Raw genomic sequence first — 21,546 nt, 5'->3', positions numbered from 1 at the left:
CACCCCATGTCCGTTGGACTGCTGGCCGTCGTCGACGACATCCTGAGCGCCGCCCTGAAGGCGTCCTCCAAGACGGCCGGCGTCGTCATCGACGACGCCGCCGTGACGCCGCAGTACGTGCAGGGGGTGACGCCCGCACGCGAGCTGCCGATCGTCGGCAAGATCGCGCTGGGTTCGCTCGTCAACAAGTTCCTCATCATCATCCCGATCGCGCTCGTGTTGACGGCATTCGCTCCGGAGGTGCTTCCCTTCCTCCTGATCCTCGGCGGGGCGTTCCTCTGCTTCGAGGGTGCGGAGAAGGTGCTCGAGTGGTTCGGTTTCCACCTCCATGCGGAGGAGGAGGCGGAGCGTGACGAGAAGAAGCTCGTCCTCGGCGCGGTGCGCACCGACCTCATCCTGTCGAGCGAGATCATGCTCATCTCCCTCGACAGCCTCGACGAGGGACTCGGCATCTGGCAGACCCTCGCCATCCTTGCTGTCATCGGGTTCATGATGACCCTGCTCGTCTACGGGGCGGTGGCCCTTCTGGTCAAGATCGACGACATCGGCCTCAGGATGGCCAAGAGCCCGGTCAGACGGGTCCGTCACAACGGTGCCCGCATCGTGCGATCGATGCCGGCGGTGTTCCGGGGCATCAGCATCCTGGGAACGGTCGCGATGCTGTGGGTCGGCGGACACTTGGTCCTCGAGAATGTGGGCAAGGTCGGCTGGCACTGGACCACCGACCTGCTTCACGGTGTCGAGCACTTGCTCGAGGTCGCCGGTCCCGTTGTGGTCTGGATCGGCGAGACACTGGTCTCCGCGATCGCGGGTCTCCTGCTCGGTTTGCTGATCGTCGGGGTGGTCGTGCTCATCGGTCGGCTCCGTGGCGGCCACCGCGTGGGCGGCGAGAAGCGGCCCGCGACCGACCACTGAGCCTGTCAAGGGGCAGGCTCGACGCGACGCGGACGCGTAGCGTCCAGGCATGACGAGCGATCAGAACACCCCGACGGGCGAACCCACCGAGGCGACCGACACGGCACACTCGCAGGACGACCAGATCGATCACGACACGGCGTACAGCCCTGGCAGTGAGACCGAGACGCAGCAGAAGCAGGACGAGCACGTCTCGGACGAGGTCTCGGGCGACATCGACGAGGACCAGGTCCAGGTCGCCCCGGGCACCGGTGGACCCGACGACGTCGGTGAGGTCGACGTCGACCCGAAGGACATCAATCTGCCCGGATTCTGACGTATCGTCGCCTGCCGGCCGGCTTCGGACCGAAGCAGGGCTGAGCCTCTCGGCTCGCGCTCTCCTGCCTCAGGAGTAGTCGTCGTAGTGCGCGCCGAATGGTCGTTCGAGGTCACCGTCGTCTCGCTCGTCGAAGTGCACCGGCTCGCTGGCGATGGAGACGCGACTGTGCGCAGTGATGAGAACGCGGACCTCGCGATTGCCGACGACGGTGAATCGGACGAATCCGCCTCCCGCATGGAGAGCATCCTCGATACGCAGGCTGAGTTCGTCGACGATGTCGCCTTGCGCGAGAGGGAAGGTGGCCTCGTCGATGGAGATCGTCGACCGGATCATCGTCTTCTTCGCGCCCATGTGCGCACGGTAGCGATTCGGGCTGCTCGTGACGGTGGGCATTGACGAGCTGGCGGAATGTCCCTACACCTGCACGACGACGGGCACCGAGCCGAAGCTTCTTCTTCACGCGGCGAGATGCCGGCATCGGAGCCGGCCGGCGATCCGTTCGGCTGCACGCCGGTGCCGACTTCGACTTCACGTTCCCGCTCGGCGGCTGTCGGTGGACTGATCGCTCGTGTCGGTGGCTCAGTACTGATCCAGCCCCAGGTGGAGGTCCGGGTCGAACTCGAAGCCCGCCTCGTAAGCGGACGGGTCCGCCGGGCCGTGACTGACGGCTTCAGTGGTCACGACGACCTGAGATGCGGCGGTGATCAGGACATGGATCGCCGTGCCATCGAGAAGGATCAGTTCGATGAAGTCGCCGCCCGCTCGCACGGCGCTGAGGACCCGCCCGGTCAAGCCCTGGACGGTGTCGTCCTGGGCGAGCTCGAAGCGCTCGTCATTCACCCGGATGACGATGCGGAACAGCGAGTGCGGCTCACTCATTGCGGGATCGTAGCCCCACGGCTCCGGCTCCCGATCGCTCTTGACAAGAGCGGATGTGGCGCGTCCCTGGATGCGTCAATCGTCGGCGGGTTCGTCGACCGGACGCAGTCCGCCCGAGCTCGCGGCCAGCTCGGCCAACTCCGTCAACCAGCGCCGGTTGAGCGGACGGTCGAGCGGGCGCTCGAAGCTGAAGTAGAGAGAACTCGCCTTCGAGATCCACACGCTCCCGTATTGGCCGGTGGCTGCGCCGCCCGCGGCGTCATCGCCATGCACGGTGGGCTCGTCGCCCCAACTGAACACGAAGCTCTCGTCGCGGCGCAACTTCGTGACGATGACCGATCGCAGGTGGTGCAAGGTCCAGTCGTCGATGTTGATGGCGGGCGCGACCCCGTAGATGAGGTGACCCATATCCAGCCTTTCGGGAAGCCGAGTGGCGGGTGGCCCGCCGTTGGTTCATCGTACGACGCATCGGCGGTCTCGATGTGACAACGCCTCGACCGGGCGTTCCGTCGCGCTGATGGTAGCGTTCGAGGTGAACTGCTTCCTCTGTGCGCTCGACAGCAAGAACGGATATCCCGATGCCGTACCGCCGTATCGCTGTGCTGGAGAGCTGGCTGACGGAGTACCAGGCGTCTGTCTCCCTGGGCGGCCTCGTTCGTGTCGTACCGCTGGTCGGAGAAGAGGATACGGACATCGGCCTGATCGTGTTTCCCCTCGGTGGAGGCACGACCAGCGTCCACATCGAACCGATCCGTGACGGCGATTCCCGGTGGCGGGTCCATTTCGAACCGCGCGACCACGAGGCGATCATGAGCAGCTCTCAGGTGCACACGATGGCCGTTGAGCTGCAGATGGTCGCACGACTCTGCGACTTCTTGGAGATGAAGTCCGCCGAGCACCTGGCTAGGGCCGACGGCTAAGCCTCGTCGAGCAGTTCGCCCGCCGCAGGGTCGGGTACGTGGCGCAGCCCGCCGGGTGAGTTCGCCGCCGGCATCAGCGCCTCCACCCAGGAAGGGTTGACCCGTCCATATCACTCGCGGGGTGGATCCACGTGGAGATGCGCCCGCTGCCCAAGCTGACCTGGATCGCTGAGGTGAATACGACGGGAGGCTATCGCTGCGATAGCGGGCTACCGCCGCAGTGGCGCCCGCCGAGTCGATCATGCATTCGCTCCTCGTCCCCACTCGGCGGGGGACGAGAAGAGCCCGCCAGCGCGGACGCTGACGGGCTCTCTCTGGGATTCTGCGGACGAGGTCCCGGAATCCCGCGTGATCTGATTACACGCCGAAGTAGAGCTCGTACTCGAAGGGGTGCGGGCGCTGGGCCAGCGGCTGGATCTCGTTCTCGATCTTGTACTCGATCCACGTCTCGATGAGCTCGGGCGTGAAGACGTTGCCCCGGGTCAGGAACTCGTGGTCCGCGCGCAGCGCCTCGAGCGAGTCGAGCAGCGAGTTCGGCACCTGCGGGATGCCCTTGGCCTCCTCGGGCGGGAGCTCGTAGAGGTCCTTGTCGACGGGCTCGTGGGGCTCGATGCGGTTGATGATGCCGTCGATGCCGGCCATCAGCTGCGCGGCGAACGCGAGGTACGGGTTGCCCGAGGCATCCGGCGCGCGGAACTCGATGCGCTTGGCCTTGGGGTTCGAGCCGGTGATCGGGATGCGGATGGCGGCCGAGCGGTTACCCGCCGAGTACACCAGGTTGACCGGAGCCTCGAAGCCCTTCACCAGGCGGTGGTAGCTGTTGAGGGTCGGGTTGGTGAAGGCCAGCACCGCCGGAGCGTGGGCCAGGATGCCGCCGATGTACCAGCGGGCGATGTCCGAGAGCCCGCCGTAGCCCTTCTCGTCGTAGAAGAGCGGCTCGCCGCCGTTCCACAGCGACTGGTGGGTGTGCATGCCGGAGCCGTTGTCACCGAAGAGCGGCTTGGGCATGAAGGTCGCGACCTTGCCCCACTCCTCGGCGGTGTTCTTGACGATGTACTTGAACTTCAGGATGTCGTCCGCCGCGTGGACCATGGTGTCGAAGCGGTAGTTGATCTCCGCCTGGCCGCCGGTGCCCACCTCGTGGTGCGCACGCTCGAGCTTGAGACCGGCCTCGATGAGCTTGAGCGAGATGTCGTCGCGCAGGTCGGCCTGCTTGTCGACGGGGGAGACGGGGAAGTAGCCGCCCTTGTACGGGGTCTTGTTGGCGAGGTTGCCGCCCTCTTCGACGCGACCGGTGTTCCAGGCGCCTTCCTCGGAGTCGACGAAGTAGAAGCTCTGGTTCTGCTTCACGTCGTAGCGGACGTCGTCGAAGATGTAGAACTCGGCCTCGGGGGCGAAGAACGCGGTGTCGGCGATGCCGGTCGACGCGAGGAACTTCTCGGCCTTCTTGGCGACCTGGCGCGGGTCCTTGGCGTAGATCTCGCCGGTGCGCGGGTTGTAGATGTCGAAGACCATGATCAGCGTCTTCGCCTCGCGGAACGGGTCCAGGTAGGCGGTGGTGACATCCGGGATCAGCTGCATGTCCGACTCGTGGATGTTCGCGAAGCCGCGGATCGAGGAGCCGTCGAAGAGCTGGCCGACCGTGAAGAACTCCTCGTCAACGGTCGAGGCCGGGATGTTGAAGTGCTGCTGCACACCAGGAAGATCCGTGAAACGGATGTCGAGGAACTTGACGTCCTCGTCCTTGATGAACGCGAGCACCTCGGAAGAATCTTTGAACATGGAGTCTCCAAGATCGGGTGCGATGTCGTCGCCTGTCGGATCAGGCGCCCCTCGAACCTATCGGGACGCAGTTGCCCGGCAGTGTCCCCGATGTTTCGGGGATGTTACGTGCCCCGGATTACGCTGAGACCGTGTCATCGACTCTGCCCGACTATCCCGGCGAGCGGCTGGGCCGCCCCGCCACCGGCCGCGGCAGCATCGGCCGTCCCGGTCGCCGTATCGGGGCCCTGTTCATCGACTACGCCGCGGCGACGATCCTGGCGACCGCGTTCTTCGGGTACGACCAGTTCGCGCTTCCCGAGCAGGCGGGCTGGACCCTCTTCGCGCCGATGATCGTGTTCGCCGCTCTGCAGATCGTCTTCATCCCGACCATCGGCGGAAGCCCGGGACACCGAATCCTCGGGATGCGGGTCGAGCTCGTCCGCGGTGGGTGGCCGGGCCTCTGGCGACCCATCGTCCGCACTGCGTTGCTGCTGGTCGTCGTGCCGGCGGTCATCTGGGACGCCGATCAGCGCGGACTCCACGACAAGGCCGTCGGAACGGTCCTCGTCAGAAGCTGACCGCGGTCCTACCGGGGCCGCGGAGCGCGCGCACGCGTCGGGTCGATGCCCTTCGGGATCGGCAGCGACGTCACCGACTGAGACACCGAGTCGATGCGCTTGACGACGGCGGCGAGCGTCGCGCGGTCGACCGTCTTGGGCAGCGACTTGATCGTCTTGGCGAGCTTCGAGATGTGGACGTCGTCATCGCCGTCGCCGACGTAGAGCACCTCGATGTTGACGCCGGAGGCGACCCGGGCGACCTTCTTCTTCTCGTCGTTCACGAGACGCGTCAGGCGGCCGCGCGCGCCCTCGCCGATGATGACGACGCCGCCGCGCCCGACGGCGCGATAGACGGCATCCTGTGTGCGCGGGTTGACGCCGACGGGCATGTCCGACGTGACCCAGCTGCGGCCGAGGCCGGTGGAGAGGATGTGGCCCGTGGCACCCGGCATCCCGTCGAGCTTCTTGTACATGACCCGCGTGGACAGTCGCGTGAGCAGGATCATCGCGAAGAGGATGCCCAGGAGCACGCCGCTGACGCCCCAGAGGATGACGCTCCAGATCTGCACGGGCGGGATGAGGAACCCGATGCCCACGCCCAGCAGGACACCCACGAGCAGAGCGCCGATGAGAGCCCACGGCAGCCACCTGAACTCGCTCTGGGTGAAGGTGTAGAGCGAGCGGATCTGCGAGAAGAAACCGGGGCGCTTCTCAGGTGCGGTACTGCGGGATGCCATGTGCTCAGCCTACCTTCGCGACCCGGCGACTTCTTCACACGTCATCGCCGCTCTGCCGCTTTCCACCACCCGCCGCGTGTGCGCTGACGTCGGCGCGAACCCGCCGAGAGTAGGCGGATGGATCCCATTGTTCTGGCTGTCCCGCCGGCACTGCGCGAGGTGACGGCGACGGACGCCCCGTTCGCCGGGGTGCTGCGCGCCGGCGACCCGCCCACCGTCTGGGTCGATGCCGATGTCTTCTCGAACTCACCCGCGTGGGCGACCGACGGTGCCGAACACCTCCTGATGCCGCTGGATGCCGCAGCGACGCCGGACGGCCCCGTCGTCGTCCTTCCTCACTGTCCTGCTCGGCTCCGCGAGGTGCTGGGTGCCGGCGACGTCGCGCCGGGCGCAGTCGTCACGCTGGCGGTGAGCGCTCTGCGCGGCGCCGCCGAGGCGGACAAGCTGCGCGCGACAGCGGGATGCTGGTGGGTGACCGCGGACGGCAGACCCGTCCTCGCCCTGACCGGCACGGTGGGCTGGCGCGAAGACACGATCGCGATGCTCAGAAGCGCCGATGCCCAGGACCACGCGCTGCGGCGCGCACTCGACAGCGCCGCTGACGCGATCGACGATCCGCGGCTGCTGCGGGTGGACGGCGAGGCGATCGAGAACGCGCTCTTCGCAGCGGCCGATCCGGAACCGATTCCGACGGAGCGTTCGCCGGAGCAGGTCGTGCCGCAGCGCCGCGAGCGGGTCACCGCGCCGCCAGTCGGCAGCCGCGGTGTCAGCGGTTTCGTGAACGACCTGCTCGCTCGGTTCGTCGACGCGGGGGTCGCCGACAGGATCAGCCGAGCGTGGGGCTCGGTTGTCGACCGGCCCCGGCGTAAGGGACCGGCCGACGGACGGCAGGGTCGTGCGTCCGCGCCGGGTCGGCGCCGAGCCGTCGTGGTGGCCGCCGCGGTGGCGACCGTCGTCATCGTCGTCGGGGTGCTCTGGCCCTCGGGTGACGCAGACGGACCGGCCGCAGCCACTACGGGATCCGTCGGGCACACGGCGCCGCCGCGGGCGTCGGCATCCGCTGCTGAGACACCGGCGGTCGAGGTCGCACAGCCGGATGCAGGGTCCGAGGACGAAGGACCGCAGGAGATCGTCGATGCGGCGCGGATGCTGCTGGGTAACCTCGCGCGGTGCGATGACCTGCCGTGCCGTGCCCAGTGGTGGGAGGATCCCGCCGCAGCAGGATCGATCGCAGCGGCCGACGCGGACTACGCCGTCGAGGTGGTCGACGAGTACGGCGGCGCGGCAGCGGTGCGGATCGTCGCGCCGGAGGTGACCCAGGTGCTCGTCATGGTGCGGGTGGAAAAGCGATGGCTGGTCCGCGAGGTGTACGACCTCGCGGACCAGCCATGATCCCTGTGGGGGAGTGTCAGGCGCCGAGCTGACCCTCGAACTGCGCGGCCTCGAGACGGGCCTTCACTGCGCCGAGGAAGCGGGCGGCGTCGGCGCCGTCGATGACGCGGTGGTCGTAGGACAGTGCCAGGTAGACGTACGAGCGGACGCTGATCGCTTCCTTGCCGTCGACCGTCACGACGCCGGGGCGCTTCACGACGACACCCGTGCCGAGGATGGCCGACTGTGGCAGGAAGACCACCGGCGTGTCGAACAGTGCGCCACGCGAACCGGTGTTGGTCAGCGTGAACGTACCGCCGGCGAGCTCGTCCGGCTTCAGCTTGTTGTTGCGGGTGCGGTCGGCGAGGTCGGCGATCTCGTGAGCGATCTGGGCGATGTTCTTGTCGCCGGCGTCGCGCAGCACGGGGGTCAGGAGACCCCGCTCGGTGTCGACCGCGATCGAGACGTTCTCGCTCGCCGGGTAGACGATCTGGTCGCCGTCGACGGTCGCGTTGATGATCGGGAACGCCTTCAGGGCCTCCGCGGCCGCCAGCGCGAAGAACGGCAGGAACGACAGCTTGTCGCCGGTCTTCTCGAGGAACGAGTTCTTCACCGAGTCGCGGTAGTTCGCGAGCTTGGTGACGTCCACCTCGACGACCGTGGTGAGCTGAGCGGTCTGCTGCATCGACTCGACGGCGCGGCTGGCGAGCACCTTGCGCAGACGCGACATGGCCTGCGTCGTGCCGCGCAGCGGCGAGACCTCGACCGGTGCGGGCGCAGCGGCCGGCGCCGTTGCGGGTGCAGCCTCGGCCTTGGGCGCCTCGGCGGCCTTCAGCACGTCCTCCTTGCGGATGCGTCCGCCGACACCGCTGCCGCGGACCGACGAGAGGTCGACGCCGTGCTGCTGGGCGAGCTTGCGGACCAGGGGGGTCACGTAGGTGACGCCGTCCTCGTCGGAGGCACTCTCGGCGGCAGGTGCGGGCTGCTCGACCTTGGGCTCTTCAGCCTTGGGCTGCTCAGCCTTCGGCTCCTCGGCCTTGGGTGCCTCGGGCTGCGGCTGCTCGGCCTTGGGCTCTTCGGCCTTGGGCTCCTCGGCCGCGGGCTGCTCAGCAGCGGGCGCGGGAGCCGCGGCGGCACCGGAACCGACGCGGGCCAGGACGGCGCCGACCTCGACGGTCTCGTCCTCCTGGACCAGGATCTCGGTCAGGGTGCCGGCGATGGGCGAGGGGATCTCGGTGTCGACCTTGTCGGTCGAGATCTCGAGGAGCGGCTCGTCGACGGCGACGTCGTCACCGACCTGCTTCAGCCAGCGGGTGACGGTACCCTCCGTGACGCTCTCGCCGAGCTCGGGGAGAACGACGTCCTTCGCGTCGCCGGATGCGGCGGGTGCCGGCGCGGACTCCGCGGGGGCTTCCTGAGCGGCGGGCTCCGACGGGGTCGACTCCTCCGCTGCGGGCTCCGGAGCGGGCTCCTCTGCGGGTGCCGACTGCTCCGGCGCGGACTCGGCCGGCGCGGACGAGCCGTCACCGATCTTCGCGAGGACGGCGCCGATCTCGACGGTCTCGTCCTCCTGGACGAGGATCTCCTCGATCACGCCGCTCACCGGCGAGGGGATCTCGGTGTCGACCTTGTCGGTCGAGATCTCCAGGAGACCCTCATCGGCCTGGACGGAATCACCGACCTTCTTGAGCCAGCGGGTGACCGTTCCCTCAGTGACGCTCTCACCGAGCGCGGGGAGGACCACGGATGTGCTCATGACTGTGTCTCCTTCAAGAAAGTGCGATGTGCTGTCTAGCTTAGTGTCGCCCGTGCGACGGGGTCAGATGGTATGGAGGGGCTTGCCCGCGAGGGCGAGGAACGCCTCGCCGAGGGCCTCGCTCTGCGTGGGGTGCGCGTGGACGAACGGAGCGATGTCCTCCGGATGTGCTTCCCACCCGATCGCGAGCTGCCCCTCGGTGATGAGTTCGCCGACGCGGTCGCCGACGAGGTGCACGCCGATGACGGGACCGTCGACCACGCGGACGACCTTCGCGAACCCCGCGGTGCCCAGGATCTCGCTCTTCGCATTGCCGGCGAGGTTGAACTCGTACGTCGCGACACGATCGCCGTGCGCCTCGCGCGCCTGGGCTTCGGTGAGGCCCACCGAGGCGACTTCCGGGTGCGAGTAGGCGACACGCGGGATGGTCGATTCCGGCACGGACACCGGCGTGAGCCCGGCGATCTGCTCCGCCACGAAGATCCCCTGCTGGAAGCTGCGGTGGGCGAGCTGGAGTCCGGGCACGATGTCACCGACAGCCCAGACGTGGGCGGCCGACGTCTGCAGGTGGTCGTCGACGACCACGAAACCGCGGTCGCGGCGGACGCCCGCTTCGTCCAGCCCGAGCCCGTCCGTGACGGGACCCCGGCCGACGGCGACGAGGACGTAGTCCGCCTGCACTACCTGTCCGTCAGACAGCGTGACGGCGACGCCGTCCTCGCGCTGCTCGACACCCTCGCAACGCGTCGACAGGGCCGTTCGGATGCCGCGCTTGCGGTACGCGCGCTCGAGCGCCTTGCTCGAGGCCGCGTCCTCCGCGGGCAGGAGCCGATCGAGCGCCTCGACGATGAGGACATCGGTTCCCAGCGACCGCCAGGCACTCGCGAACTCGACCCCGATGACGCCGCCGCCGAGGACGACGACGCTGTTCGGGACGGTCTCGAGCGTCAGTGCCGTCTCGCTCGTGAGGACACGACCGCCGATCTCGATGCCGGGCAGCGACCGTGTCTGCGAGCCCGTGGCGAGGACCACGTCCGTGCCGGCGTACTCGTCACCGCTCACGACGACGGTTCGGTCGGCGGTCAGGAGACCCGCGCCCGTGACGACCGTGATCCCGCGCGAGGACAGCAGACTCTGCAGGCCGCGGTACTTCTTCGCGACGATGCCCTCGCGGTAGGCGGCCATCCGGGCCGCGTCGAATCCCGTCAGCGACGCGTCGACACCGACCGAGGCAGCCTCACGGACGTGATCCGCGATCTCGGCGGTGTGGAGCAGTGCCTTCGTGGGGACGCATCCGCGGTGCAGGCAGGTCCCCCCCACCTTGTCCTTCTCGATGAGAGCGACCTTCTTGCCGAGCTCGCTCGCCCGGATCGCTGCCGCGTAGCCCCCGCTCCCGCCGCCGAGGACGACGAGGTCGAATTCGTGGCGGCTCATCGGGTCTCCGCCTCGAGGAAGGCGAGCAACGACCGGACGGTCGCAGCGGTGGGGCCCTTGTCCGTCGGGCCGAACGGCGCCGCCTTGTTCTCGCCGCTGCCGGCGATGTCGAGGTGCACCCAGGGGATCCGCGGGGCGTCGGCATCCTCCCCGGCGCGTCCCACGAAGCGGCGCAGGAACAGGCCCGCGAACATCGTGCCGCCCGCCGGGTCGCCGACCTTCGCGTTCCGGAGGTCGGCGATGGGGGAGTCGAGTTCGTCCTCCATGTGGTCGGGGAGGGGCAGCTGCCATGCCGCCTCGCCGACCGACGCCGCCGCCTCGAGGTAGCGGGCCACGGTCGCATCATCGCCCATGACACCGGTGTGCCGGTTGCCGAGGGCGACGATGACGGCGCCCGTCAGCGTCGCGATGTCGACGATGACGTCGGGGTGGGTCCGGCTTGCGGCGACGAGTCCATCGGCCATGACGAGGCGACCCTCGGCATCCGTGTTCAGCACTTCGACGGTCTGGCCGTCGAGCATCCGCAGCACGTCACCGGGACGCGTCGCGCGACCGGAGGGCATGTTGTCGGCGATGCACATCCACGCGGTCACGGCCACCGGCAACTCCTGCTGGGCGGCGGCCCGCACCACCGCGAGCGCGGTCGCCGCGCCCGCCATGTCGAACTTCATACCCACCATGGATGCCGGGGGCTTCAGTGACAGGCCGCCGGTGTCGAACGTGATGCCCTTGCCCACCAGCGCGATGTGACGGGCGGCGTTTCCGGGTGCGTAGCTGAGGCGCACCAGCCGCGGCGGCCGGTCGGACCCCTTGCCGACACCCAGGATGCCGCCGTAGCCCTGCGCCTCGAGCTCCGCCTCGTCGAGCACCTCGACGTCGACGGGGAGGCCCGCCACAGCCTCGATCGCTCGTTCGGCGAGGTCAGCGGGGCCCAGCCATTCGGCGGGGATGTTCACGAGGTCCTTCACGAGGGCGACGGCGGAGCCGACGACGTCGACGGCGTGCAGCTCGGCGTCGGCGACCTCGGCGTCGAGATGCAGGACCACCTGCGACGCGCGGGACTTCGCGGCGTCGGACGACTTGTAGCCCGCGAAGCGGTATCCCCCCAGGACGGCGCCCTCCGCGGCGGCGCGCCAGTGCCCTTCGGCGTACGGGATCGCGACGGCGAGTCGCGTGTGACCCGTCGTCGTGCGGACCGCCGCACCGACGGCATCCCGCACCGCGTCGGGGGAGGGGGCGGCGCCCGTGCCGACGACGAAGAGGGGGACGTCCGTGGAGGCGGGTGCGAAGACCCGCGTCGTCGTGCCGACGGCTCCGGTGAAGCCGACGCCACGGAGCGCCTCCTCGACGCCGGGCCAGTCGGCGAGGACTGCGGATGCCTCGTCGAGCGGAGGGAGGACCAGGACGATCGCGTCGGCGTCGCCGTCGCGTGCAGAAGAGGTGGACACGGTCAGCTCGGGGTACGGCATGGTCTCCATCCTATGGACGGGTGCGTTCGCTCAGAGCGGGACGGTGGGCGCGCCGAGCCCTCGGGACGTGCTCCTACAGTGGAGTCATGCCCCTGTCTGGTCCCCTCTACGAGCGCATCACGACCGCGCCGCCCGTGCCGGCGGGTCTGCCGCTGGTGGTCGCGTTGACCGGCTTCACGGATGCCGGGTCCGCCGTCTCGCGCGTGGTCGACCACCTGCACACCGAGCTCGACCCGCAGCCCGTGATCACCTTCAATCCGGACGTGCTGTTCGATTACCGCGCCCGCCGTCCCCTCATCACCTTCAACGGCGACCACCTCGAGGACTATCAGCCGCCGCGCCTCGACCTCGCCCTCGTGCACGATTCGCTCGGTCAGCCTTTCGTGCTCCTGTCGGGCTACGAGCCCGATTTCGCCTGGGAGGCCTTCGTCGACACGGTGGTCGGGCTCGCCGAGGGACTGCAGGTGCGATCGGTGACCTGGGTGCACGCGATCCCGATGCCCGTCCCGCACACGCGCCCGCTCGGGACCACCGTGAGCGGCAACCGCGCCGAGCTCACCGAGGCGCACTCCGTGTGGAAGCCGCGCACGCAGGTCCCGTCGACCGCGGGACACCTCCTCGAGTACCGGCTCTCCGACGCGGGTGTGTCGGTGTCGGGCTTCGCGCTGCTGGTGCCCCACTACCTCGCGGAGACGGATTTCCCGGCCGCCGCCATCGCGGCTCTCGACAGCGTCTCCGTCGCGACGGGCCTCGTCTTCGACAGTGACACCCTGCGCGAGGAGAATCGCGAGTACCTCGAGAAGGTCGACGATCAGGTCTCCGCCAGCGAAGAGCTCACCGCGATGCTGGGCAACCTCGAGAACCGCTACGACGCGTACATGGCGGGGTCGACACAGGCCCAGCCGATCATCCACACCGGCGACCTGCCGTCCGCGGACGAGCTCGCCGCGGAGCTCGAACGGTTCCTCGCCAATCGTCCGTCCGGGGACGACGACCGCCGCCCCGGCCTCGGCTGAACCGCGCGCCTCATCCGCCCCGGCGGCATTCCGCGGGGGAATGCGCACAAGGTATTCGGTGTTGACACCGGTACGTCCTTCATGCATCCGAGACGTATGAGAGAATGGACGAAATGACCCGTTGTCGGGCCCGTGGAATCGCTTCCGTGCGAGTCCGCAGGACTTGACAAGGGTCTTACTAGTGTCCGAAACCCGGCGGAGTGCCGTCGGTGAAAGGCGAAACGTGACTTCGAGCACGAGGACCACCCGTACACGAGCGGCCGAGGCGATCGACGACGCCGACGCGGTCGAGCCTGAGGCGACGACCACCACGGCGAAGAAGGCCCCGGCTCGCAAGGCCGCGGCGAAGAAGCCGGCCGCGACGAAGGCGTCCCCGGCGAAGGCGCGCGCCAAGAAGTCGGATGACGACGAGGACGACGAGGAAGAGATCGACGAGGCCGAGCTCGACACCGACGCCGGTGACGATGCCTCGGACGACGACGTGAAGAAGGATGCCGATAAGCCGGACGACGAGGACGAGCCGGCGAAGCCGGCGTTCACCGAGCCGCTGCCGACCGGCGCGATCGTCATCTCCTCCTCCGACGACGACGAGGTGCCGGTCTACTCGACGCAGATCACCGGCGCCACGGCCGACCCGGTCAAGGACTACCTGAAGCAGATCGGCAAGGTTCCGCTGCTGAACGCGGCCGAAGAGGTCGAGCTCGCGATGCGCATCGAGGCGGGCCTGTTCGCCGAGGAGAAGCTCTCGCACATGACGGCGGCCGAGAAGTCGTCGCAGCTCGGCTTGGACCTGCAGTGGGTCGCCCGTGACGGGCAGCGCGCGAAGAGCCACCTGCTCGGCGCGAACCTGCGTCTGGTGGTCTCACTGGCGAAGCGGTACACCGGTCGCGGGATGCAGTTCCTGGATCTCATCCAGGAGGGCAACCTCGGCCTCATCCGCGCCGTCGAGAAGTTCGACTACACCAAGGGCTTCAAGTTCTCGACCTACGCCACCTGGTGGATCCGACAGGCCATCACTCGTGCCATGGCCGACCAGGCGAGGACCATCCGTATCCCGGTCCACATGGTCGAGGTCATCAACAAGCTGGCGCGCGTGCAGCGGCAGATGCTCCAGGACCTGGGTCGTGAGCCCACCCCCGAGGAGCTCAGCCGCGAGCTCGACATGACTCCCGAGAAGGTCATCGAGGTCCAGAAGTACGGTCGCGAGCCCATCTCGCTGCACACGCCCCTCGGTGAGGACGGCGACAGCGAGTTCGGTGACCTCATCGAGGACACCGAGGCGGTCGTGCCCGCCGACGCGGTCGGCTTCACGATGCTGCAGCGTCAGCTCGAGTCGCTCCTGGACTCCCTGAGCGAGCGTGAGGCGGGCGTGATCCGCATGCGCTTCGGCCTCGGCGACGGCCAGCCGAAGACGCTCGACCAGATCGGCGACACCTTCGGCGTCACGCGCGAGCGCATTCGCCAGATCGAGTCCAAGACGATGGCGAAGCTGCGGCACCCGTCGCGGTCGCAGTCGCTCCGGGACTACCTCGAATGAGCGGCGCCGCGAACGAGGGCAAGGAGCTCACGCGAGCGGTCGACGGCGCGACGTTCGCCCGGATCCCGATCCGGACGCACGTCGTCATGCCGGGCGAGGACATCGACGAGATCGTCGCGACGTACGCCTCACCCGAGCTGCAGCCCGGTGACCTGCTGTTCGTGACGGAGAAGATCGTCGCGATCACACAGGGCCGGTCCTTCCTGGTCGACGACATCACGCCGCGCCCGTTGGCCCGCTTCCTGTCGCGGTACGTCGTGAAGACGAAGTACGGCATCGGTCTGGGCATGCCCGAGACGATGGAGATGGCGCTGCGGGAATGCGGGACGCCCCGCATCCTCTTCGCCGCCGGTGTCGCTGCGATCACGAAGCTTTTCGGACGACGCGGCGACTTCTACCGCATCGCCGGCGACAAGGCCCGGTCGATCGACGGTCCGACACCGCACACGATCCCGCCTTACAACAAGGCGGTCGTGCTGGGACCGAAGGATCCGGCAGCGGTGGCTGCGCGTCTGAAAGACCGCCTCGGAGGCGCCCACGAGGTCGCCGTGGTCGACATCAACGACATCGGCGGCAACATCCTCGGATCGACGCTCGACAAGGCAGGGGAGCAGCGGCTCGTCCGCATCCTCTCGGACAACCCGCTCGGCCAGGGGCATCAGTCCACGCCGCTCGGCATCATCCGTCCGTCGAAGGCCTGATCGTGGGTGCCGTCCACAGGCTCTATCGCCGTGCCCGCTTCTTCGTGCGCCGCGTCGCGAACTTCGACACCGAGCGCGTCCTGCAGTTCGCGCGGCAGGCCGCACGCCTCTCGAAGGCGCCGTTGTGGTGGGTCGTGGTGGACATGGCGTGGTGCTCGGTCCGCTACGAGACGACGTTCGAGAACTACTCGGAGTGGGACTTCCGGATCCTCACGGCTCGTGAACGCAAGACGTACATGACCGACCCGAAGTCGTTCCACCTGTCGCGTCGGCTGAACGACAACGCACAGCGCGCGATCTTCGACGACAAGCTGCAGTTCGCGACCCGCTTCGGCCCCGAACTGGGTCGCGAGTGGATCGACCTGGGAACGACGGATGCCGCGGCCTTCGCCGCCTTCGTCGATCGCCACGCTCGCATCATCGCCAAGAACCCGGGCGGCGTCGGCGGAAACGGGATCACCCTGGTGGATTCGGTGGACATCGACGACGTCGAGGAGTTTCGTCAGCGGCTGCTCGCCGATGGGCAGACCCTCGTCGAGGAAGTGCTCGTGCAGCACCCCGACATGGCTGCCCTCTACCCGGGAAGCGTCAACTCGCTCCGCATGGTGTCCTACCTGGACCCCGACGGCGAGGTGCACGTGCTCGCGGGCGTCCTGAAGATCGGCAACGGCGGCGTCATCGACAACTTCAGCAACGGCGGCATGTACACGATGCTCGACGAGAGCGGTCGCGCTCTCCACGCCGCCAGCGACGAGGAGGGGCGGCCGTTCGCCGAGCACCCGGCGACGGGAACACCCATCACGGGGTTCCAGGTGCCGCTGTACGGCGAGGTGCTCGAGCTCGTCGACCGCCTCGCTCGTCGTGTCCCCGCATTCCCCTACATCGGATGGGACATCGCCATCACCCCCGACGGCCCCGTCGTCATCGAGGGCAACCACAACTCCGGTGTCTTCCAGTCGAAGCCCTCGGTCTCCGGCATCCGCCGCGGTCTGCTGCCCCGCTACCGCGCCGCGATGCGCTTCTGACCGACCCGAACCGAAGGGACCGTCATGCGTCGCATCCGTGTCCGCCTGCAGTACCTCCTCCGACGCGCCCGCAAGCTCCGGCCGGGAAACCTCGTCGAGTTCGCCCGCACCGTGCAGCGGGTCTCGAAGGCGCCGTTGCCGGTGATCATCGCCGACATGCTCTGGTGCTCCGTGCGCTATGACATGGCTTTCCGCGACTACGCGGTGTGGGATATCCGGCTCCTGAACGCCCGCGAGCGCAAGACCTGGATGACGCACCCCAAGTCGTTCCGCATCACGAAGATGTACAACACGCCCGAGGGGCGGTCGAAGCTCGAGGACAAGCGGCGCTTCGCGCGGGAATACGCCGACCTGCTCGGTCGCGAGACGGTCGACCTGCGCGACGTCGACGACGCTCAGCTGGCTGCCTTCCTCTCGCGGCATCCACGCGTGCTGGCGAAGCCGAACGAGGGTCACGGGGGCGGGGGTATCGAGCTCCACGAGGTGACCTCGGACGTCGACGCGGCGCGGTTCCGCGCCGAGGTCACCGCGAAGGGGCAGACGGTGCTCGACGAGTTCATCGTGCAGCACCCCGAGATGTCGGCGCTCTATCCGGACGCGGTGAACACCGTGCGCCTGATCACGTTCCTCGACGGGGAGGACCGTGTGCACCTGCTCGCTGCCGTCCTGCGCATCGGCAACGGCGACGTGATCGACAACTTCGCCTCGGGCGGCATGTTCACGATGCTCGACGACGAGGGTGTCGCGCTGTATCCGGGCGTCGACAAGAACAGCAACGTCTACCGGGAGCATCCGGCGACGGGGACGCCGATCGTCGGGTTTCAGGTCCCGCTTTACAGCGAGGTCCTCGACCTCGTCGCCGCCCTCGCGCGCCGCACACCCGAGGCGCCCTACGTCGGCTGGGACATCGCGATCACCGCGAACGGCCCCGTCGTCATCGAGGGCAACCACAATTCGAGCGTGTTCCAGCCGAAGCCGTCGGCGTCGGGCGTGCGCACCGGCCTGCTCCCCGTCTACCAGGCTGCCGTCGGGTTCTGATCCGGACGTACGCGAAGGCCCCCTGCACTGCAGGGGGCCTTCGTCGTGATCGGGATGCCGCGGCTCAGACCGATTCGGTCAAGCGGGCTGTCTCGTCGTGCCACGAGGTGGCGACGGCCCGGAGCTTCTCCTCGTACTTGCGGCCGTGGTGGGCGCAGAACAGGAGCTCGCTCCCGTTGACCTCGGCGGCGATGTAGGCCTGGGCTCCGCAGGAGTCGCAGCGATCCATCGCCGTCAGGCGGTGTTCGAGGACGGCTCCGGGCTCGGTGGTGGTCGACGTGCTCATGTCAGGTGCCTCCTCGTACTGCTCAAGACGGGTGAACTGTCAGGCAATACAACCACGCGGATGTTGCCGGTATGCCGCCATTGCATGACATTTCGCTGTGCGCGTACGGTATGCGCCCGCTGTGCGTGACGACCTCGTGACGGCGTGTGTGTCGGTCGGAGTCGTGTCGGGGGCGCCGCATACGATGGGAGATCGTGACAGCCGAGTATTCCGCCCATCATCTCCAGGTCCTGGAAGGGCTCGAGGCCGTGCGCAAGCGGCCCGGCATGTACATCGGATCGACGGACTCCCGCGGGCTCATGCACTGCCTGTGGGAGATCATCGACAACTCCGTCGACGAGGCCCTCGGCGGGTACGGCGACCGCATCGAGATCATCCTGCACGCCGACGGGAGCGTCGAGGTCCGTGACCGGGCCCGTGGCATCCCGGTCGACGTGGAGCCGCGCACCGGTCTCACCGGTGTCGAGGTCGTCTTCACGAAGCTGCACGCCGGCGGCAAGTTCGGTGGTGGCTCGTACGCGGCATCCGGCGGTCTTCACGGCGTCGGCGCGTCCGTCGTCAACGCGCTCTCGGAAAGACTCGACGTCGAAGTCGACCGCGCCGGCAAGACGTACGCGATGTCCTTCCACCGGGGCGAGCCGGGTGTGTTCGAGGGCGATTCGCCGTCGTCCGGATTCCGGCCGTTCGAGAAGTCGAGCGAGCTGCGCGTCGTCGGCAAGGCGGCCAAGGGTGTCACGGGTACGCGCATCCGCTACTGGGCGGATCGGCAGATCTTCACGAAGGACGCAGCGTTCGATCTCAGCGAGCTCGAGCAGCGCGCGCGTCAGACCGCGTTCCTCGTCCCCGGCCTCGAGATCGTCATCGTCGACCAGCGGACGGCGGACACCGTCGAGACCAGCTATCGCTTCGACGGCGGCATCTCGGAGTTCGCCGATTTCCTCGCCCCAGACGCTCCGATCACGGACACGTGGCGCCTGACCGGCACCGGCACGTTCACCGAGACGGTGCCCGTCCTGCAGGCCTCCGGAGCGATGGTGCCCACCGAGGTGCAGCGCGAGTGCGAGGTCGACATCGCGCTGCGTTGGGGCACGGGGTACGAGACGGTGACCCGCTCGTTCGTGAACATCATCGCGACGCCGAAGGGCGGCACGCATCAGCAGGGCTTCGAGCAGGGACTCATGAAGACCCTCCGCGGTCAGATCGAGGCAGGCGCCCGCAAGCTGAAGGTGGGCGCGAACGACAAGATCGAGAAGGACGACATCCTCGCAGGCCTGTCCGCGGTCCTCACCGTGCGTCTTCCGGAGCCGCAGTTCGAGGGCCAGACCAAGGAGATCCTGGGCACCCCCGCCGTCCGCAACATCGTGACGTCCGTCGTGTCGAAGGAGCTGGCCGCGAAGTTCGCCTCGCCCAAGCGTGACGACAAGGCGCAGACGGCGCTTCTGCTCGAGAAGATCGTCTCCGAGATGAAGGCGCGCATCTCGGCGCGTACGCACAAAGAGACGCAACGCCGGAAGAACGCCCTCGAGTCGTCCTCTTTGCCGACCAAACTCGCCGATTGCCGGACGAATGACGTCGCCGAGTCGGAGCTCTTCATCGTCGAGGGTGACTCGGCGCTCGGGACGGCCAAGCACGCGCGCAACAGCGAGTACCAGGCGCTCCTGCCGATCCGCGGCAAGATCCTGAACGTCCAGAAGGCGTCGATCAGCGACATGCTGTCCAACGCCGAGTGCGCGGCGATCATCCAGGTGATCGGCGCGGGCTCCGGTCGCTCGTTCGACCTCGAGGCGGCGCGCTACGGCAAGATCATCCTGATGAGCGACGCTGACGTCGACGGCGCGCACATCCGTACGCTGCTGCTCACCCTGTTCTTCCGGTACATGCGCCCCCTCATCGAGGAGGGCCGGGTGTACGCGGCCGTGCCGCCGCTGCACCGCGTCGTCGTGATCAATCCGGGATCGAAACCGAACGAGACGATCTACACCTACAGCGAGCAGGAACTCCATACGTTGCTGGCGAAGCTCACGAAGGCGGGCAAGCGCTGGCAGGAGCCGGTGCAGCGCTACAAAGGCCTCGGCGAGATGGACGCCGATCAGCTCGCCACGACCACGATGGACCGCGCCGGGCGGACCCTCCGCCGGGTGCGTGTGCAGGACGCCGAGGTGGCGTCGACGGTGTTCGAGCTGCTGATGGGGTCGGAGGTGGCGCCGCGCCGCGACTTCATCGTCACATCGAGCGAACGTCTCGACCGCGAGCGCATCGACGCGTGACCATGGGGTCGTGCGGCAATAGCGTGGGCGCATGAGCTCCCACCGTGTCGTCGCGCCCGTGATCGCCGCAGGCGAGAAGCCGAAGGGTCCGGCGTCCTACTTCCCGAGCATCGAGAAGACCTACGGACAGCCTGTCCAGCACTGGTTGGACATCGCAGCGGACGCGCTCGACACGAAGACCCACATGGAGGCGGTCGGTCTTCTCAAGGACGAGCACGGGCTGGGTCACGGCCACGCCAATGCGATCGTCGCCTACGTCAAGGCCAAGCTGAAGGCCTGAGTCACAGACGCCGCTCGTGCCGTCGCGGCTTGAGATGAGCCGGGGCATCGGAAGCCGGCACCCACTCACACGTGAACGAGCCGCGGTAGCCGAAGAGGAAGCCGAAGCGGTCGTTGATGACGCGAAGGTCGACGTGGAAGCGGCCATCGGACTCGTCGAACCGCTCCCGGAGCGTCGCGCGGCCGCTGAAGAGCATCGGGAAGCGGAAGGCGATGGGGCCTTCGTAGAAACGTTGCGCGCCACTGCGCAGGAGCAACGACCCGTCGGGCTCCGCGGTCACGTCGAGGTCGACGGCGAGGTGCTGATGCGTGCCCAGGTAGTCGACGATCCCCTGAGGACCCGCCACCATCGTCGCGTCGAAGCGGCGGTCTCTTGCACCGACCCGGTAGTGGCGGACGAACGTGACGGTCTCCCGTCCGAAGGGATCGACATAGGGATAGTTCGCGATGGTGAAAGGCACATCCGATCCCACGTCCGGGACGAGGATGTTGCGGAGTCGCCCGATCTGCAGGAACGGCACCGTCCACCACGGCCCGCGCCTGATCTCGGTCATCACGCCGCGACCCACGCAGGCCTCGGCGTTCGTCACACCGATGTCGAAGCGGCGCTGCAGCTGGGGGTGCAGGCGGTCGAACCCGTCGCCCATGGCAGTGCGGAAGAGCGAGGTCATGACGGATCCCGCAGGGTGGCGAGGGTCGCGGGTGCGCCGTCGAGAGCGTGTCGCCCGGCCGGCCGACGACCGCAGCGTGCCGCACGCGGCCGGTCCGAACGGCTCCAGGCGAAGACCGTTCGAAGGGGCCAACGCTCCGGCGGCACTCCCGTCTCGGCCCAGATGCGCAGGCGGTCGAAGCTCCACGCGGTCGCCCAGCCGATGAGCGGACGCACGAGGATGTCGAGGAGTCCCCAGCCCGCGTCGTAGTCGTATCCCGTGACGAAGCGGACGCGGCCGTCGGGGAGGGGGAGGTAGCGCCAGTACCCGCGGCCACCACGAATCGGGGAGAGCCGGTCGCGTGTGGAGAAACGCAGGGCTGACGTGCGGGAGCCGTCGGGCCGCCGCCGCTCGCCGAGGCTGATACCCGTCCCGCGGACGGTGTGGAGCGGAGTCGCGCGCTCGTAGGTGAACCGTCTCGCTCCGGAGGCATCCGTCTCGGTGGGGGTGATGCGCGAGAACCGCACGTCCCATCGCGGGTGCAGATCGGTGTCCTGCGTCAGCGTCCAGATGCGCTCCATGGGCGCCGCGATGTCGATCTCCACGTGAATGCCGCGCCGACG

23 protein-coding genes are annotated in these 21,546 nt (G+C 68.2%); 12 read left to right on the top strand and 11 right to left on the bottom strand.

Annotated features, from left to right (window positions below):
* Positions 1-6: 6 nt before the first annotated feature.
* Together AB0259_RS05465 and AB0259_RS05460 are read left to right on the top strand one after the other, a co-directional pair.
* Complete coding sequence (locus tag AB0259_RS05465; RefSeq protein ID WP_366220198.1) at positions 7-915, top strand: DUF808 domain-containing protein; 909 nt, start codon at positions 7-9, stop codon at positions 913-915.
* A 49-nt stretch (positions 916-964) separates the two neighbouring features.
* Positions 965-1,231, top strand: coding sequence for a hypothetical protein (locus AB0259_RS05460; RefSeq protein ID WP_366220200.1), 267 nt, complete (start codon positions 965-967; stop codon positions 1,229-1,231).
* A 69-nt stretch (positions 1,232-1,300) separates the two neighbouring features.
* Here AB0259_RS05460 and AB0259_RS05455 read toward each other — a convergent pair whose 3' ends face one another.
* From AB0259_RS05455 to AB0259_RS05445, 3 genes are all read right to left on the bottom strand, one after another.
* Positions 1,301-1,585 (bottom strand): hypothetical protein, encoded by a 285-nt coding sequence (locus AB0259_RS05455; protein WP_366220202.1) that lies wholly within the window; start codon positions 1,583-1,585, stop codon positions 1,301-1,303.
* A 228-nt stretch (positions 1,586-1,813) separates the two neighbouring features.
* Entirely contained in the window at positions 1,814-2,113 is a 300-nt protein-coding gene (locus AB0259_RS05450) for a hypothetical protein (RefSeq protein WP_366220204.1), read from the bottom strand.
* Between the two features lie 75 nt (positions 2,114-2,188).
* Complete coding sequence (locus AB0259_RS05445) at positions 2,189-2,521, bottom strand: hypothetical protein (RefSeq protein WP_366220205.1); 333 nt, start codon at positions 2,519-2,521, stop codon at positions 2,189-2,191.
* A gap of 170 nt (positions 2,522-2,691) precedes the next feature.
* On the opposite strand from AB0259_RS05445, the gene AB0259_RS05440 reads away from it, so the two are divergent.
* Positions 2,692-3,033: a hypothetical protein gene (locus AB0259_RS05440; protein ID WP_366220206.1), complete on the top strand. Its 342-nt coding sequence runs from the start codon at positions 2,692-2,694 to the stop codon at positions 3,031-3,033.
* 357 nt (positions 3,034-3,390) lie between these two features.
* On the opposite strand, the gene glnA is transcribed toward AB0259_RS05440, so the two are convergent.
* Positions 3,391-4,815 (bottom strand): type I glutamate--ammonia ligase, encoded by a 1,425-nt coding sequence (glnA, locus tag AB0259_RS05435; RefSeq protein WP_251580687.1) that lies wholly within the window; start codon positions 4,813-4,815, stop codon positions 3,391-3,393.
* Between the two features lie 101 nt (positions 4,816-4,916).
* Here glnA and AB0259_RS05430 point away from each other — a divergent pair, with 101 nt between their 5' ends.
* Entirely contained in the window at positions 4,917-5,375 is a 459-nt protein-coding gene (locus tag AB0259_RS05430) for an RDD family protein (protein ID WP_251580688.1), read from the top strand.
* Positions 5,376-5,383: 8 nt separating this feature from the next.
* Here AB0259_RS05430 and AB0259_RS05425 read toward each other — a convergent pair whose 3' ends face one another.
* Positions 5,384-6,094 carry a DUF4191 domain-containing protein gene (locus AB0259_RS05425; protein ID WP_366220209.1) on the bottom strand — a complete coding sequence of 237 codons (711 nt, stop codon included), beginning with the start codon at positions 6,092-6,094 and terminating at the stop codon, positions 5,384-5,386.
* A gap of 117 nt (positions 6,095-6,211) precedes the next feature.
* Between AB0259_RS05425 and AB0259_RS05420 the strand changes: the two genes are divergently transcribed.
* Entirely contained in the window at positions 6,212-7,486 is a 1,275-nt protein-coding gene (locus AB0259_RS05420) for a hypothetical protein (RefSeq protein WP_366220211.1), read from the top strand.
* A gap of 16 nt (positions 7,487-7,502) precedes the next feature.
* On the opposite strand, the gene sucB is transcribed toward AB0259_RS05420, so the two are convergent.
* The 3 genes from sucB to AB0259_RS05405 all read right to left on the bottom strand — a co-directional run bounded on the left by sucB (position 7,503) and on the right by AB0259_RS05405 (position 12,124).
* Positions 7,503-9,221 carry a 2-oxoglutarate dehydrogenase, E2 component, dihydrolipoamide succinyltransferase gene (sucB, locus tag AB0259_RS05415; RefSeq protein ID WP_366220212.1) on the bottom strand — a complete coding sequence of 573 codons (1,719 nt, stop codon included), beginning with the start codon at positions 9,219-9,221 and terminating at the stop codon, positions 7,503-7,505.
* Positions 9,222-9,284: 63 nt separating this feature from the next.
* Positions 9,285-10,655: a dihydrolipoyl dehydrogenase gene (lpdA, locus tag AB0259_RS05410; RefSeq protein ID WP_366220213.1), complete on the bottom strand. Its 1,371-nt coding sequence runs from the start codon at positions 10,653-10,655 to the stop codon at positions 9,285-9,287.
* A complete protein-coding gene (locus AB0259_RS05405) occupies positions 10,652-12,124 on the bottom strand; it encodes a leucyl aminopeptidase (RefSeq protein WP_366220215.1) in 1,473 nt (490 codons plus the stop codon). The genes lpdA and AB0259_RS05405 overlap by 4 nt, the downstream gene beginning before the upstream one ends.
* Before the next feature lie 86 nt (positions 12,125-12,210).
* Here AB0259_RS05405 and AB0259_RS05400 point away from each other — a divergent pair, with 86 nt between their 5' ends.
* The 5 genes from AB0259_RS05400 to AB0259_RS05380 all read left to right on the top strand — a co-directional run bounded on the left by AB0259_RS05400 (position 12,211) and on the right by AB0259_RS05380 (position 17,441).
* Complete coding sequence (locus AB0259_RS05400; RefSeq protein WP_251580694.1) at positions 12,211-13,140, top strand: PAC2 family protein; 930 nt, start codon at positions 12,211-12,213, stop codon at positions 13,138-13,140.
* Positions 13,141-13,363: 223 nt separating this feature from the next.
* Positions 13,364-14,677: an RNA polymerase sigma factor gene (locus AB0259_RS05395; RefSeq protein ID WP_366220217.1), complete on the top strand. Its 1,314-nt coding sequence runs from the start codon at positions 13,364-13,366 to the stop codon at positions 14,675-14,677.
* Entirely contained in the window at positions 14,674-15,378 is a 705-nt protein-coding gene (locus tag AB0259_RS05390) for a coenzyme F420-0:L-glutamate ligase (protein ID WP_366220219.1), read from the top strand. Before AB0259_RS05395 ends, AB0259_RS05390 begins: the two co-directional genes overlap by 4 nt.
* Before the next feature lie 2 nt (positions 15,379-15,380).
* The gene (locus tag AB0259_RS05385) at positions 15,381-16,403 is read left to right on the top strand and encodes a sugar-transfer associated ATP-grasp domain-containing protein (protein ID WP_251580697.1); all 1,023 of its coding nucleotides are present in this window, start codon (positions 15,381-15,383) and stop codon (positions 16,401-16,403) included.
* 24 nt (positions 16,404-16,427) lie between these two features.
* The gene (locus tag AB0259_RS05380; protein ID WP_366220220.1) at positions 16,428-17,441 is read left to right on the top strand and encodes a sugar-transfer associated ATP-grasp domain-containing protein; all 1,014 of its coding nucleotides are present in this window, start codon (positions 16,428-16,430) and stop codon (positions 17,439-17,441) included.
* A gap of 64 nt (positions 17,442-17,505) precedes the next feature.
* On the opposite strand, the gene AB0259_RS05375 is transcribed toward AB0259_RS05380, so the two are convergent.
* Positions 17,506-17,727 carry a hypothetical protein gene (locus AB0259_RS05375; RefSeq protein ID WP_018186680.1) on the bottom strand — a complete coding sequence of 74 codons (222 nt, stop codon included), beginning with the start codon at positions 17,725-17,727 and terminating at the stop codon, positions 17,506-17,508.
* A 191-nt stretch (positions 17,728-17,918) separates the two neighbouring features.
* Here AB0259_RS05375 and AB0259_RS05370 point away from each other — a divergent pair, with 191 nt between their 5' ends.
* Both AB0259_RS05370 and AB0259_RS05365 read left to right on the top strand, forming a co-directional pair.
* Positions 17,919-19,994 (top strand): DNA topoisomerase IV subunit B, encoded by a 2,076-nt coding sequence (locus AB0259_RS05370; protein WP_251581255.1) that lies wholly within the window; start codon positions 17,919-17,921, stop codon positions 19,992-19,994.
* Between the two features lie 31 nt (positions 19,995-20,025).
* Entirely contained in the window at positions 20,026-20,274 is a 249-nt protein-coding gene (locus tag AB0259_RS05365) for a DUF4287 domain-containing protein (protein ID WP_366220222.1), read from the top strand.
* A 1-nt stretch (position 20,275) separates the two neighbouring features.
* On the opposite strand, the gene AB0259_RS05360 is transcribed toward AB0259_RS05365, so the two are convergent.
* Together AB0259_RS05360 and AB0259_RS05355 are read right to left on the bottom strand one after the other, a co-directional pair.
* On the bottom strand, positions 20,276-20,944 hold the full coding sequence (locus AB0259_RS05360) for a DUF4166 domain-containing protein (RefSeq protein WP_366220223.1): 669 nt from the start codon (positions 20,942-20,944) through the stop codon (positions 20,276-20,278).
* Entirely contained in the window at positions 20,941-21,528 is a 588-nt protein-coding gene (locus tag AB0259_RS05355; RefSeq protein WP_366220225.1) for an SRPBCC family protein, read from the bottom strand. The genes AB0259_RS05360 and AB0259_RS05355 overlap by 4 nt, the downstream gene beginning before the upstream one ends.
* Between the last annotated feature and the right edge of the window lie 18 nt (positions 21,529-21,546).

It is taken from the genome of Microbacterium sp. NPDC080005 (assembly GCF_040702445.1).
GTDB classification, from domain to species: domain Bacteria; phylum Actinomycetota; class Actinomycetes; order Actinomycetales; family Microbacteriaceae; genus Microbacterium; species Microbacterium oleivorans_D.
The sequence above is the reverse complement of the archived record's forward strand: the minus strand, read 5'-3'. Positions and strand labels throughout refer to the sequence as shown.